The 13,834-nt window shown below is 63.6% G+C and carries 16 protein-coding genes; 12 read left to right on the forward strand and 4 right to left on the reverse strand.

Translation table 11 applies throughout. The features are described from left to right. The 3 genes from IEW63_RS04775 to sthA are packed head-to-tail and all read left to right on the forward strand — an operon-like array spanning position 1 to position 2,722. Positions 1-1,020 (forward strand): FAD:protein FMN transferase, encoded by a 1,020-nt coding sequence (locus IEW63_RS04775; protein ID WP_188635407.1) that lies wholly within the window; start codon positions 1-3, stop codon positions 1,018-1,020. A gap of 3 nt (positions 1,021-1,023) precedes the next feature. After that, positions 1,024-1,269, forward strand: a complete 246-nt coding sequence (nqrM, locus tag IEW63_RS04780; protein ID WP_188635408.1) for a (Na+)-NQR maturation NqrM — start codon at positions 1,024-1,026, stop codon at positions 1,267-1,269. Between the two features lie 55 nt (positions 1,270-1,324). Then, on the forward strand, positions 1,325-2,722 hold the full coding sequence (gene sthA, locus IEW63_RS04785) for a Si-specific NAD(P)(+) transhydrogenase (protein WP_188635409.1): 1,398 nt from the start codon (positions 1,325-1,327) through the stop codon (positions 2,720-2,722). Positions 2,723-3,099: 377 nt separating this feature from the next. On the opposite strand, the gene IEW63_RS04790 is transcribed toward sthA, so the two are convergent. From IEW63_RS04790 to IEW63_RS04800, 3 genes are read right to left on the reverse strand one after another with little or no spacing between them, the layout of a single operon-like run. Next, positions 3,100-3,819, reverse strand: coding sequence for a glycerophosphodiester phosphodiesterase (locus IEW63_RS04790; RefSeq protein ID WP_188635410.1), 720 nt, complete (start codon positions 3,817-3,819; stop codon positions 3,100-3,102). An 8-nt stretch (positions 3,820-3,827) separates the two neighbouring features. Continuing rightward, positions 3,828-4,118, reverse strand: coding sequence for a phosphodiesterase (locus IEW63_RS04795; RefSeq protein ID WP_188635411.1), 291 nt, complete (start codon positions 4,116-4,118; stop codon positions 3,828-3,830). Next, on the reverse strand, positions 4,115-4,702 hold the full coding sequence (locus IEW63_RS04800; RefSeq protein WP_188635412.1) for a PilZ domain-containing protein: 588 nt from the start codon (positions 4,700-4,702) through the stop codon (positions 4,115-4,117). Before IEW63_RS04800 ends, IEW63_RS04795 begins: the two co-directional genes overlap by 4 nt. A gap of 98 nt (positions 4,703-4,800) precedes the next feature. Here IEW63_RS04800 and IEW63_RS04805 point away from each other — a divergent pair, with 98 nt between their 5' ends. Both IEW63_RS04805 and lolD read left to right on the forward strand, forming a co-directional pair. Beyond that, the gene (locus tag IEW63_RS04805; RefSeq protein WP_188635413.1) at positions 4,801-6,045 is read left to right on the forward strand and encodes a lipoprotein-releasing ABC transporter permease subunit; all 1,245 of its coding nucleotides are present in this window, start codon (positions 4,801-4,803) and stop codon (positions 6,043-6,045) included. Beyond that, on the forward strand, positions 6,038-6,724 hold the full coding sequence (gene lolD / locus IEW63_RS04810) for a lipoprotein-releasing ABC transporter ATP-binding protein LolD (protein ID WP_188635414.1): 687 nt from the start codon (positions 6,038-6,040) through the stop codon (positions 6,722-6,724). Before IEW63_RS04805 ends, lolD begins: the two co-directional genes overlap by 8 nt. 5 nt (positions 6,725-6,729) lie before the next feature. Here the strand turns inward: lolD and IEW63_RS04815 are convergent, their stop codons facing one another. Beyond that, positions 6,730-7,254 (reverse strand): DUF2062 domain-containing protein, encoded by a 525-nt coding sequence (locus tag IEW63_RS04815; protein ID WP_188635415.1) that lies wholly within the window; start codon positions 7,252-7,254, stop codon positions 6,730-6,732. 98 nt (positions 7,255-7,352) lie between these two features. Between IEW63_RS04815 and IEW63_RS04820 the strand changes: the two genes are divergently transcribed. From IEW63_RS04820 to murB, 7 genes are read left to right on the forward strand one after another with little or no spacing between them, the layout of a single operon-like run. Next, positions 7,353-9,641: a DNA internalization-related competence protein ComEC/Rec2 gene (locus tag IEW63_RS04820; RefSeq protein ID WP_188635416.1), complete on the forward strand. Its 2,289-nt coding sequence runs from the start codon at positions 7,353-7,355 to the stop codon at positions 9,639-9,641. 43 nt (positions 9,642-9,684) lie between these two features. Next, positions 9,685-10,377, forward strand: a complete 693-nt coding sequence (gene pocA, locus IEW63_RS04825; protein WP_188635417.1) for a flagellar polar localization protein PocA — start codon at positions 9,685-9,687, stop codon at positions 10,375-10,377. A 3-nt stretch (positions 10,378-10,380) separates the two neighbouring features. After that, the gene (gene pocB, locus IEW63_RS04830; protein ID WP_188635418.1) at positions 10,381-10,812 is read left to right on the forward strand and encodes a flagellar polar localization protein PocB; all 432 of its coding nucleotides are present in this window, start codon (positions 10,381-10,383) and stop codon (positions 10,810-10,812) included. After that, positions 10,809-11,852: a tetraacyldisaccharide 4'-kinase gene (lpxK, locus tag IEW63_RS04835; protein ID WP_188635419.1), complete on the forward strand. Its 1,044-nt coding sequence runs from the start codon at positions 10,809-10,811 to the stop codon at positions 11,850-11,852. The genes pocB and lpxK overlap by 4 nt, the downstream gene beginning before the upstream one ends. Positions 11,853-11,855: 3 nt before the next feature. Beyond that, positions 11,856-12,041: a Trm112 family protein gene (locus IEW63_RS04840; protein WP_188635420.1), complete on the forward strand. Its 186-nt coding sequence runs from the start codon at positions 11,856-11,858 to the stop codon at positions 12,039-12,041. Positions 12,042-12,043: 2 nt separating this feature from the next. Continuing rightward, a complete protein-coding gene (gene kdsB, locus IEW63_RS04845; RefSeq protein ID WP_188635421.1) occupies positions 12,044-12,805 on the forward strand; it encodes a 3-deoxy-manno-octulosonate cytidylyltransferase in 762 nt (253 codons plus the stop codon). Continuing rightward, entirely contained in the window at positions 12,806-13,831 is a 1,026-nt protein-coding gene (gene murB, locus IEW63_RS04850) for a UDP-N-acetylmuramate dehydrogenase (protein WP_188635422.1), read from the forward strand. Positions 13,832-13,834: the final 3 nt, after the last annotated feature.

Below are 13,834 nucleotides of genomic sequence, written 5' to 3' on the forward strand. Positions count from 1 at the left end.
ATGTGGCGTCGCTGCGTCCGGTTGCTGGGAGTTGCCGCGCTGGCGGCAACTCTGCCCGGCTGCTTCAATCCTGCGGATACCGTGGCCGAGATCTACGGCACCACCATGGGCAGCACCTATTCCATCAAGTGGGTGGAGGAGGAGGGCGTGCCGTCGCCGGATCGGGTGAAGGGCATAGTGGACCAGATGCTCGAAGAGTTCGAGAGCGAGGCGTCCACCTGGCGTCCGGATTCGGCGCTGTCGCGCTTCAACCGCGCCCCAGCCGGTACCTGCCGGGAAATGCCTGGCTCGATCATCGATCTGGTGTTGCTCGCCCAGCAACTCCATGCCCAGAGCGGGGGCAGCTTCGATCTGACGGTAGGGCCGCTGATGGCGCTCTGGGGGTTTCATGGTGAGCAGGGCCCACAGGTGCCGGATCAGCATCAGATCACCCAGACCATGCAGCGGGTCGGCCAGCAATACCTGCGGGTCGAAGGCTCGCAGTTATGCAAGGACCGGCCTCTGGAGCTGGACATCAGCGGCATTGCTGCAGGTTACATGATCGACCGCGTGGCCGAACGTCTCATTGCCATGGGCGTCAAAAGCTATATGGTGGAGATCACCGGCGAGCTGAAGGCGGAAGGCGTCAAACCCGGCGGCAATCCATGGCGTATCGCCGTGGAGGAGCCCCGCGATGACAACCGGGTTGCTCAACTGGTGCTGCCACTGCGTGGTTTCGGAATATCCACCTCCGGTGACTACCGCAACTATTTCGAACACGAAGGCCAGCGCTATTCGCACACGTTCGATCCGCTCAGCGGCAAGCCGGTGCTGCAGGACCTCGCCGCAGTAACAGTCTTGCATCCCTCGGCTGCCTGGGCCGACGGCCTGTCGACCGTGCTGCTGGTCAAGGGCAGTGATGCAGGCTGGGATCATGCCCTGGCGGCGGACCTGCCGGCGCTGTTCGTTATCCGCGAGGGGAACGGCTTCGTATCGCGAAGCACCCCCCGCTTCAAGGCCCTGCAACAGGGCGAGGAGTAGAACATGCTGTGGCTGATAACCTTTGCGGCAATGCTCTTGTGCGTGGCGGCGATGGCCGTCGGCGTCATGGCCGGTCGCAAGCCCATCGCGGGGTCCTGCGGAGGCATGGGCGCTGCAGGTATTGACGGCAGCTGTGCCGTCTGCGGCGGCAACCCCGACAAATGTGAAGAAACGAAACAGGAACCCGGTGCGCAGGGCAGCGCGGTTTTTTACGATGCTACTGACAATGACAATAGAAACGCCAAGTAAAGAGGTATGAACCGGGGTATCCACTTATCTGGAAACCGTACAGGAAAGAATGTGAATGGCTGTGTACAACTATGATGTGGTGGTGCTGGGCGCAGGCCCGGCGGGTGAGGGCGCTGCGGTCAATGCAGCAAAGCTCGGCAAGAGAGTGGCCGTGGTCGAGGACCGCGACATGGTGGGCGGTAATTGCGTGCACCTGGGCACCATCCCTTCCAAGGCGCTGCGCTATTCGGTCAAGCAGATCATTCAGTTCAACACCAACCCGATCTTCCGCACCGTGTCCGAACCGGTGGACTTCTCCTTCCCCGACGTGCTCAACAGCGCCGAGAAGGTGATCAGTCGCCAGGTACGCTCGCGTCACAGTTATTACGCGCGCAACCGTATCGACCTGTTCTACGGCAAGGGGAGCTTTGCCGACAGCAACACCGTGGAACTGGTCAACCGCGAGGGCGCGGTGGATCGGCTGATCGCCCGGGAATTCATCATCGCCACCGGCTCGCGGCCTTATCGCCCCGCGGATATCGACTTCAACCATCCGCGCATCTATGACAGCGATACCATTCTCAAGCTCAACCACACGCCGCGCACGCTGATCATCTATGGCGCCGGGGTGATCGGTTGCGAGTATGCGTCGATCTTCTGTGGACTGGGAGTCAAGGTCGACCTGATTCACAACCGTGATCGGCTGCTGAGTTTCCTGGATGACGAGATTTCCGACGCGTTGAGCTATCACCTGCGCAACAACATGGCGCTGATCCGCAACAACGAAGAGTACGAGAAGATCGAGGGGCTCAAGGACGGCGGCGTAGTGCTGTATCTCAAGTCCGGCAAGAAGATCAAGGCCGATGCGCTGCTGTGGTGCAACGGGCGTACCGGCAACACCGACGGCCTGGGCCTGGAGAACATCGGGTTGAAAGCCAATAGTCGGGGTCAGTTGTCGGTGGACGAGCATTATCGCACCGAGGTCCCCAATATCTATGCGGCTGGCGATGTGATCGGCTGGCCGAGCCTGGCCAGTGCGGCGTTTGACCAGGGGCGTTCGGTGGCCGGTAATATCGTCGAGAACGACAGCTGGCGTTTCGTGGACGACGTCCCCACTGGTATCTACACCATTCCGGAGATCAGTTCGCTGGGCAAGACCGAGCGGGAGCTGACCGCCGACAAGGTTCCCTACGAGGTTGGCCAGGCGTTCTTCAAGAACACCGCGCGGGCACAGATCAGTGGCGAACCGGTCGGGATGCTGAAGATCCTGTTCCACCGCGAGACGCTGCAGGTGCTGGGTATTCACTGCTTCGGTGACCAGGCGTCGGAGATCGTACATATCGGCCAGGCCATCATGAACCAGAAGGGTGAGGCCAATACCATCAAGTATTTCGTCAACACCACCTTCAACTACCCGACCATGGCCGAAGCCTACCGGGTAGCGGCGCTGGATGGGTTGGGGCGGTTGTTCTGAGTCGGCCCCAGGCTCACTCTGTGTCTGAACGTGGCGGCGAGGATCGTGCAGCCTCTGCGCTGGTACGCCCCTGCTACGACACGCGGTGAATACGTCCCTGTAGGCTCGTTGATGACATCCCTGTCATCAAACGGTCGTATCAGGGGCGTACCAGCGCAACGGTGCGAGTTAGGAGTTGTTGAGGGTTCTCTCTGGCAGTAGTTGTGAAGCGTCCCGGCGGGCTGGGGGGCAGGGTCGTGCCGACCGTCGGTTGTCATGGATGACAACCGCGAGCTTACATGGATGTACTTGCAGCGTGTCGGCACGACTCTGCACCCCAGCACGGCCTTGCGCGGACTGGTAGCCACTTCTGCGGGCGCTGAACCCTGACTAGCAACTCAGCTGTCAAGCACCGTCACTGCCAGCTGGGGCACGTCCGTTATCAGACTATCCACCCCCATATCCCGCAACTTCAGCATCAACCCCGGATCATTGACCGTCCAGACCGAGACATGCAGGCCGTGGCGCTGTGCCTGGGCTATGCGGGCCGGGGTGCAGAGCTTCCAGCTCAGTGCCAGGAAGCGGCATTGATAGCGCAGGGCGCTCTTGACCGGATCGAGGATGCCATGCTCTTCCACCAGACCGGTGGGCAGCGGGCAGCGTGTGTCCCTGGCATGGCGCAGCAGATGGCGACTGGCCGAGGTGATCACTACCTTGTCCTGCAGCTGGTAGCGGTCCACCAGTTGCATGATCGCCTCCAGCACGGGACCAGCCTGTGCGCGGGAGCCGCTCTTGACTTCCAGCTGATAGTGCTCGAATTGCGGAAACGCCTGAAACAGCTGCTCCAGGGTGGGAATCGGGCAGGGTTGTTCCCAGCCGGACAGGCCGAGGCGGGCGTCCAGACGGGTCAGTTGTTCGGCGGTATGGCGCGCCACCTTGCCCCTGATCCCGGTGGTGCGCTGCAGGGTCGGGTCGTGGATCACCATCAGCTGGTGGTCAGCGGACAGGTGCAGGTCCAGCTCCACCCGTGTGACACCGGCCTGCAGCGCCTTGTCAAAGCTCGCCAGGGTGTTTTCCGGCGCCTCGCCACGGGCGCCCCGGTGACCGTATATGAGCATGCGGCTCCTCAGTTGCTGCGCTTGTGGTGGCGGACAGCGTGCACCACGTGGTCGTACTCGAAGTACACACTGAAGCCGGGGTAGTCCCAGCGGGTGATGGGCGGTTGGCCCACGGCAGCGTGCCGGGTAGCCGGCTCGCCATATTGACGCTGGACCTGTCCGGTACTCGCTCCTCTCTGTGGCAGACGCTGCTGCTGGTCTGCGGCCTGCTGTCCCACAGGTATGGTCAGGGTATCAGCTTGCAGGTTGCCGGCTGCCAGCAGCGCGCCGGCCAGGGTCAGAGGCAGGAGATATTTCATGTCGATGTCCTTTCGTTATGTTTTGCAGCACGGATTTCCTGTGCCTGTTTCTGCACGACATATCTGCCCAGCAGGTGGCGCTGGGCGTCGTTATCGTGGTGGAAGCTTACCTGTATCCGGTATTGCCCGGAAGTCGGATCCCGGACGCAGTCGGCAATTTGCGCAACGGTTGCAATGCCTGATGCGGTAGACAGCAGCAATCGCAGGGCGATCCAGTGGCCCGGTTGCAAGGGACTGTCGGCGGGAAAGGTCAGCCCAGCTTCACTGAGAATGACCGGCACCGGCTCGCCCATGTTTTCCGCAAGCTGCAGCGCGACCGCTTCGCCCAGCAGATCGAGGCGCTTGCCGAAGTTTCTCAGGCAAGCCGCCAACGCCCGGTCCCGTTCGCCGATCTGACGCAGCAGATGCTGCGATTCGTGATCAAGCAACTGAAGCTCGCCCAGCAGGCCGAGCAGGGGAGAGCCCTCAGGAAGCGGGGGCGACCGATCAGCTGCCGGAGCGTCGATCAGCTGATAATCCAGCGCCAGCCGATCCCTGAGCTGGTAGAAACCGGCATGCACATCGGTGGGAACATCTGGTTGCATGACATCAGACCTTGCTGGTTTACCGAAGCCGGTTTCAGTGTAACATGTGCAGCCGAACAGCCATTCATCGGGATAGCCCCTCAGGTAGCTGCCACTCCATGTTCAGACCCTTACCGTTTTTTGTCGGGCTGCGCTATACGCGGGCCAAGCGTCGCAATCATTTCATCTCCTTCATTTCACTCATCTCCATGCTTGGCCTGACCCTGGGCGTGCTGGTCATGATTCTGGTGCTGTCGGTCATGAACGGCTTCGACCGGGAGCTGCGCACCCGCATTCTCGGCATGGTCCCGCACGCCAGCATCAATGGCTACCAGCCGATCGAGGACTGGCGCAGCCTGGCCGATCAGCTGGAGCAGCACCCGCAGGTGGTGGGTGCCGCGCCCTTCATCCAGATGCAGGGCATGCTCACCCACAACGGCGTGGTGGCGCCGGTGCTGGCCAGCGGCATAGACCCGGAGGCCGAACAGCGCGTGTCCATCATTGGTGAGCACATGCAGTCCGGCACCCTGGAGGCTCTGCGGGAGGGCGAGTTCGGCATCATCATCGGCGAGCTGATTGCCCGGCGGTTCAACGTGCAGCCCGGTGACAAGCTGACCTTTGTCATGCCGGAGGCGTCGGTCACGCCGGCGGGGGTCTTTCCGCGGCTCAAGCGCTTCCATGTGGTCGGGGTGTTCAAGGTGGGTGCGGAGCTGGACGGCTCGCTGGCCATGGTGCATGTCGCCGATGCGGCCCGCCTGAGTCGCTGGCAGCCGGGCCAGGTGCAGGGCGTGCGCCTGCAGCTGGAGGACCTGTTCCAGGCGCCGCAGGTAGCATGGGACCTGGTGACCCGGCTGCCGGGTGATTACTATGCCCAGGACTGGACGCGCAGCCACGGCAACCTGTTCGCTGCCATCCGCATGGAGAAGACCATGATCGGTCTGCTGCTGCTGCTCATCATCGCCGTGGCGGCCTTCAACATCATCTCGACGCTGGTGATGGTGGTGACTGACAAGAAGGCTGACATTGCCATTCTGCGGACGCTGGGGGCATCGCCCGGTACCATCATGGGCATTTTCATGGTCCAGGGCTCGGTCATCGGTGTGGTCGGAACTATCGCCGGCGGTGTGCTTGGCGTGCTGGCGGCGCTCAATGTCTCGGCCATGGTGGCCGGACTCGAGCGGTTGCTCGGGACCCAGTTTCTCAGTTCCGATGTGTACTTCATCAGTTATCTGCCGTCCCAATTGATCTGGACGGACGTCATCATCATCTGCGGCACCGCGCTGGGCATGAGCTTCCTTGCAACGCTCTATCCGGCCTGGCGGGCATCGCGTACCGAGCCGGCGGAGGCATTGCGTTATGACTGATCTGGTTCTGGAGTGCCGCAAGCTGGGCAAGGAGTATGCCGTCGGGCCGCAGAGCCTGAGGGTGCTGGATGAAGTGGACCTGCGTCTGCGCGCCGGCGAACGGGTGGCCATCGTCGGCAGTTCCGGTTCAGGCAAGACTACGCTGCTGAACATGCTGGGCGGGCTCGACACGCCTACCCGGGGTGAGGTCTGGCTGGCTGGCCATCAGATGTCAGCGCTGAAGGAGTCGGAGCGGGGCAGGATGCGCAACACCGAGCTGGGTTTCGTCTACCAATTCCATCATCTGCTGGCGGAATTCACCGCCCTTGAGAACGTCTGCATGCCGCTGCTCATCGGTTCCACGCCGATAGCAGAGGCACGTCAGCGGGGCATGGCGATGCTCGAGCGCGTGGGCCTGGCAGCCCGTGCCGGACACAAGCCGGCGGAGCTTTCCGGGGGCGAGCGACAGCGGGTGGCGATTGCACGGGCGCTGATCAACGAACCGGCCTGTGTCCTGCTTGATGAACCGACAGGCAACCTCGACCAGCATACCGCCCGCAGCGTGCAGCAACTGATCCTGGAGCTCAGTCAGCGGCTGCAGACGGCGTTTCTGGTGGTCACCCACGATCTGGATCTGGCTGCGCAGATGGACCGGGCCCTGACCCTCAGCGAGGGCCGGCTGGTCGAGCGCCAGTTGTAATCCCCTCAGGACTGGCGACGGCGTCGCAATTTGCGACGCTTCCAGTTGCGCGCTACCCACAAACGCCAATACAACAGTGTGCCGAAATAGCCGATGCCGGCTGCGGCCACCCCGGTCAGCAGTGACCCCACCAGCATGGGTTGCCAGATATGCTGGATTTCGCTGGTCAGCCAGGCAATCGACAGTTCCATCGGCATGCTGCGCTCGGGAGCGCCGAGCAGCAGGGTGCCGATCTTGTACTGGGCGAAGAACACCGGCGGCATGGTGATCGGGTTGGTCAACCAGACCAGACCCACCGAGATCGGCAGGTTGGCGCGCACCATCACCGCAAGGAACGCCGAGACCAGCATCTGCATGGGAATCGGCAGCATGGCCGTAAAGAGGCCGCAGGCCATCGCTCGCGCGACGCTGTGGCGGGTGATATGCCACAGGTTCGGATCATGCAGGATACTCCCCAGAAAACGCAGTGACCTGGTGCGTTTGATCCGTTCCGGGTTGGGCATGTAGCGCTTGAGTAGCTGACGTGGCATCGCGGGTGTTCGGGGTGGCAGGTAAATGTCGATTATGCCCCCAATAGGTATCAAGGACTACCCGGGCTCACGGAAAATGGAAACGGGATAATTCATACATGGTGGTGCCGCTGCTCCTGGCCGCGCTGATCGCGGGCATGCTCATCCCGCTGCTGTGGTCGGAACTGCCGCCCTGGTGGGTGGTGGCCCTGCCGCTGGTGGCAGCGCCTGTGGCGTGGCGGTTTCGCCCGGTACGCTGGCTGGTGGCCGCCAATATCGGGCTGCTCTGGGCCTGCCTGTATCATCAGCAACTGCTCGCCGAACGGTTATCCCCGGAGCTGGACGGCAGTCGGATGCTGGTCACCGCACGGGTGAGCGGGTTGCCCGAGGCCACCGAAACCGGATGGCGGTTCGAGCTGGAGCAGGCCAGGGCGGTCGAGGCGGGCGCGCCGCTGCCGAAGATCCGCGCGCACTGGTTCGAGGGCCAGCCGGTCAGCCCGGGGGAGCTCTGGCAATTCGAGATGACACTGCGACGCCCGGCGGGCATGGCCAATCCCGGCGGATTCGATTACGAAGCCTGGCTGTATGCCCAGGGCATCGGCGCGCTGGGCAGCATCCGCAGTGCACAGCGCATCGACGATGACACACTCCCAGCCGGCATCAGCCGACTGCGCCATGAAATCCGCCACCAGCTCACTGTTGCACTGGCCGACCAGCGCGGCGGGGAGCGCTTGGTTGCGCTTATCGTCGGGGACAAGAGCGTGCTCAGCAGGGAGGACTGGCTGAGCCTGCAGGCCACAGGTACCGCCCACCTGATGGTCATTTCGGGGCTGCATGTCGGCATGCTGGCCGCCGCCGTCTTCGGGATGATCATGCTGCTCGGGCGCAGTGGTCTGCTGGTGTGGCCCTGGCCCAGACTGTGGCTGGCCATCCCCCTGGTGATCAGCGTTGCAGCGTTGTATTCCCTGCTGGCCGGGTTCGAAGTGCCGGTGCAGCGTGCGCTGCTGATGATCAGTCTCGGATTGCTCATCCAGCTGCTGTATCGGCAGCCGGGCCTGTGGACTTTCTGGCTGATCGCCTTTGCGGCAGTGGTGGCCTACAATCCGGCGGCGCCGCTGCGGGCAGGGTTCTGGTTATCGTTCATGGCGGTGGGTATGTTGCTGTTCGGCATGGGCGGCCGTCTTGCCGGGCGCAGCCTGTGGTCGCGCTGGGGGCGCGCGCAGTGGGTGGTGTTCATCGGGCTCTGGCCCTGGTTGCTGCATTGGTCGATGCCGGCCAGTCTCAGTTCACCGCTGGCCAATATCGTTGCCATTCCCTGGGTCAGCCTGCTGGTGGTGCCACTGGCGATGCTCGGGACTGTCATCCAGCTCGCTTTCGACTGGCCATGGCTGGTGCAGGCAGCGGCGCTGCTGCTTGATTGGCTGTTCGTCGGGCTGGAGTGGTTCGCACAGCTGCGTCAGGCAGAGCGGCTGGCCTATCCGGGGTGGGCCGGCTTCGTGCTGGGACTGGCCGGGGTGGTGGCCCTGCTCAGCCCGCTAGCACGGCTGGTCTGGCTGCCTGCGCTGGCCTGCACGCTGGCGATGCTGATGCCGCCGCAGCCGCGGCCGGCGCCAGGACAGCTATGGGTAACAGTGCTGGACGTGGGGCAGGGGTTGTCGGTGCTGCTGCAGACGGGAGAACATGATCTGCTCTACGATACCGGTGCGCGCTTTGCCAGCGGCTTCGACCTGGGCGAGGCGGTGGTGCATCCGGCGCTGCTGGCGCTGGGCGTGCGCAAGCTGGATAGGCTGTTGATCAGCCACGCCGACAATGACCATGCCGGAGGCGCGCCCTTCATCGCCGAACACCTGCCGGTGTCGCTGGTTCTCGCCGGCCAGGTGGCGGATCAGGATCCGCGTCTTGATGTGCAGCCCTGTGTGGTGGGGCAGAGCTGGGAGTGGGACGGTGTACGCTTCGATATACTGCACAGCCCGCCGCCGCCGGCTACGCCGAATGAGCAATCCTGTGTACTGCGTGCCAGTACCGCAGGGGGGGCGGTGTTGCTGCCCGGGGACGTGGGCATCCGCGGGGAGTACCAGATGCTCGCCGGGGAGCTGGCCGCTGATGTGCTGCTGGCACCCCATCATGGGAGCCGCAGCTCGTCGTCCTACGCCTTCATCCGGGCGGTGAAACCGCGCTGGGTGGTGTTCAGCGCGGCTCGACACAGCCAATATGGACATCCCCATCCGCAGGTTGTGGAACGATACCGCGAACTGGAGGCCGAACCGGTTTATACTGCGACCGCCGGAGCGATACGCTATGTCCTGGATGACGCAGGGAAGACCCGTCAGGCCTGGGCCTGGCGCGAGCATGCACGACGCTTCTGGCATGAAGATCGGGTTGCCGGCAGGTCGACGCGGGAGCGTTGAAGACTGGTAACCCTGATAAAGACCAAATCTGGAGGGAACGCCTGTGTGGGAACTGATCAAAGCCGGTGGTTGGCTGATGCTGCCGATCATTCTGTCGTCGGTAGTGGCCGCGGCTATTGTGCTGGAGCGTCTGTGGACGTTGCGTAGCGCCCGGGTGGCGCCACCCAACCTGGTTGGCCAGGCCTGGCGCTGGATCAAGGAAGGGCAGCTGGACGCCAACCGGCTGAAGAGCCTGCGGGCGGACTCTCCGCTTGGCGAGGTGCTGGCCGCCGGTCTGGCCAATGCCCGGCACGGCCGGGAAGTGATGAAGGAGGCCATCCAGGAAGCCGCCAGCAAGGTGATCCACGAGCTGGAGCGCTACCTGAGCACGCTCGGCACCATCGCAGCCGTATCACCGCTGCTCGGTCTGCTGGGCACGGTCATCGGCATGATCGATGTATTCAATGCCGTCATGCTGCAGGGTACCGGTAACACCGCGGTGTTGGCCGGCGGTATCTCCAAGGCGCTGATCACCACGGCTGCCGGCCTGACAGTGGCCATTCCCGCCCTGTTCTTCCACCGCTTCCTGGTACGCCGGGTGGACGAGCTGGTAGTGGCCATGGAGCAGGAGGCCACCCGTCTGGTGGAAGTGGTACAGGGACAGCGCGAACCGGCTTTCAATGGCAATGGCAATGGCGCCGCCGCAGTCGAAAAGCCCGCCCCGCGGCGGGCACCGGCACCGGCAAAAGGGAACTGAGTCATGAATTTCCGACGCAGGACGCGGGTCGAGACGGATATCAACCTGACACCACTGATCGACGTGGTGTTCCTGTTGCTGATCTTCTTCATGGTGTCGACCACCTTTACCCGCGAGACCCAGCTGAAGGTCGACCTTCCGGAGTCCGCCTCCGGGGAGCACACCGACCCCAGTGCCCGGCAGCAGATCGAGGTGCTGATTTCCGCCACCGGGGAGGTGGCGATCAACGGCAAGGCTCTGCTCAACCCCAATCTTGACACGCTCATGAGCGCGCTGAGCCGCGAGTCGGCCGGTGATACCAGTTGGCCTGTGGTGATCACCGCCGATGCCAAGACGCCCCACCAGGCGGTCATCACGGCAATGGATGCGGCCGGCCAGCAGGGTTTCACCCGCTTGCGCCTGACCACCAACGAGATGGAGCAGCCCGCCCCATGAAGCGACCGGCGGACATACAGCAACGGCTGCTGCGCGCCTGGTACCAGCAGCGCAGCTGGCTGGTGCTGTTGCGCCCCTTGTCGGCACTGTACTGCCGCTTTGCCATGCGCAAACGGCAGCGCTATCTGGATGCGCCGTCTGCCAGCTGGCAGCCACCCGTGCCGCTTATCGTGGTGGGGAACGTGACCCTGGGCGGTACCGGAAAAACCCCCATGGTGATCTGGCTGGTGGAGCATCTGCGCAGCCGCGGCCTGCGCGTGGGTGTGATCAGCAGAGGGTATGGCGGCAAACCGCCGTCCCTGCCATGGCGGGTTCAGCCGACCAGAGATACACCTGAACAGACCGGTGACGAACCGCTGCTCATCGCCAGCCGCTGTCAGGTTCCGGTAGTGATCGATCCGGACCGGCCCAGAGCGGGTCGATATCTGCTGGAGCACGCGGCAGTCGACGTCATCATCAGTGATGATGGCCTGCAGCACTATCGTATGGGGCGCACCCTGGAGTTGGTGATGATCGATCACGCCCGCGGCCTGGGCAATGGCCGTTGCCTGCCCGAAGGACCGCTGCGCGAGCCTGCCAGCCGCCTGGACAGCGTGGACCTGCGCATCCGCACCGGCGCGCCGGCCGATGAGGATGGCTTCTATGCCTTGCGCCTGGAGCCGGCCGAGCTGGTCAACATGAAAACCGGAGAGAAGGTCAGGCCCGATGCCTGGCGTGCGCCGCCGAGGGTGCAGGCAGTGGCCGGGATAGGTAACCCCGAGCGTTTCTGCAAGACACTGGAAAACCTGGGTTTCGTGCCCGAAATCCATGCCTTTGCCGACCACGCCCAGTACAATGAGAACAGCTTCGCAGCCTTTGATCACGGTGAGCCGCTGCTCATGACCGAGAAGGATGCGATCAAGTGCGCAGGGTTTGCGCGCGAGAACTGGTGGTACCTGAGTGTCGACGCCCGCATGAGCGAGAGCTTTGTTGAAGCGCTGCATGCTCGGCTGGACAGGCACCTGCCGCCCCGACAGAACCCAATTAGCGAACCGGAGTAGATGATGGATCCCAAATTGCTCGATATCCTCGCTTGTCCCCTGTGCAAGGGACCGCTGGTGCAGAATCAGGACAAGACGGAGTTGTGGTGCCGGGCAGACGGCCTGGCCTATCCGATCCGTGACGGCATTCCGGTCATGCTGGAGAACGAGGCGCGCGCGCTGGATGCCGACGAGAGACTGGATCGCTGAGCATGTTCCACGTCATCATTCCGGCCCGTTATGCATCCACCCGTCTGCCGGGCAAGCCCCTGCAGGACATTCTCGGCAAGCCCATGATCCAGCACGTCTGGGAGCAGGCCTGCCGAAGTACTGCCGAATCGGTCACCATTGCCACCGATGACCAGCGCATCGTCGACGCCTGCCGCGGCTTTGGTGCAGATGTGGTGATGACCCGCCCGGACCATCCTTCCGGCACCGACAGGCTGCAGGAAGTAGTCACCCAGCTGGGGCTGGATGACCAGGCACACGTGGTCAACGTGCAGGGCGACGAGCCGTTGATACCGCCGACCCTCATTGATCAGGTGGCCGCCGACCTGCGCGCCTGGCCCGAAGCAAGTATTGCCACCCTGGCCGAGCGGCTCGAGGATGTCGACACGCTGTTCAATCCCAATGCGGTCAAGGTGGTCACCGACCAGCAGGGGTTCGCCCTGTATTTCAGCCGCGCGCCGATGCCCTGGTGCCGGGATGACTTTGCCGCCGGGCGACCGGCTGCCCTGCCGGAGGGCGTGCCCTTTCGCCGGCATATCGGCCTGTACGCGTACAAGGTCGGATTCCTGCATGATTATGTGCGCTGGCCCGCCAGCCCGCTGGAGTCCAGCGAGTCGCTGGAGCAGTTGCGGGCGCTCTGGTTCGGTTGCCGCATCCATGTTGCCGACGCCTGTGAGGTACCCCCGGCGGGTGTCGACACGCCTGAGGATCTGCAGCGGGTACGGCAGCTTCTGGCTGGCGGTTGAATGCACCCCGAACTGCAGCAGGATGTCGCACTGGCGACACTGAACACCTTTGCCATCGACGAGCGTGCCGAGCGGCTGTGTTTCATTCATGATGAGACCGGCCTGCGTGGCGCGCTGGAAATGGCAGACCGGCACGGCTGGAAGGTCAATCTCATCGGTGGCGGCAGCAATCTGATATTGAGCGGGCCGGTTCCGGGCCTTACCCTGGTTATGCGCAGCCGCGGTCGCCGGGTATTGCAACGCACGGCCGACAGTGTGCTGGTCGAAGGGGAGGCCGGGGAGAACTGGCACCAGCTGGTGTGCTGGAGCCTGGACCTGGGCTTTCATGGACTGGAAAACCTGTCGCTGATTCCCGGTACCCTTGGCGCGGCACCGGTGCAGAACATTGGTGCCTACGGTGTCGAGCTGTGCGATCTGTTCGACAGCCTGGATGCACTGGACCGGAGCACCGGCCAGGTCCGCCGGCTGGATCGGCAGCAGTGCCGGTTTGCCTACCGTGACAGTCTGTTCAAACAGCAGCCCGGCCGCTATGTCATTCTGCGGGTCAGGCTGCGCCTTGCTACCCGGCCCGTTCCGCGGCTGGATTACGCCCCCCTCGCAGCCGCCTGGCAGGCCGCTGGCATCACCCGGCCGGACAGCCGGGTGATCAGTCGCCTGGTATGTGACATTCGCCGCAGCAAATTGCCGGATCCGGCCGAGCTGGGCAATGCCGGCAGCTTCTTCAAGAACCCCCTGGTGAGCGAGCCGCAGGCGCGGATACTGCTCGAACAGTATCCAGGCATGCCCCATTATCCGCAGGTCGATGGCACCGTAAAGCTGGCAGCGGGCTGGCTGATAGAGCAGGCGGGGTGGAAGGGGCGTTGTCGCAAGCGGGTCGGGGTGCACCGGGATCAGGCGTTGGTGCTGGTGAATCTCGGGGGAGCGCGGGGCGCCGATGTCATGGCTCTGGCGGCGGATATCCGCCGGGATGTGCTGGACAGATTCGGTGTGAGCCTGGAGATGGAGCCCCAGCTGCTGGGTGCCTGATTC

It is taken from the genome of Halopseudomonas pertucinogena (assembly GCF_014646575.1).
Taxonomy (GTDB): Bacteria; Pseudomonadota; Gammaproteobacteria; order Pseudomonadales; family Pseudomonadaceae; genus Halopseudomonas; species Halopseudomonas pertucinogena.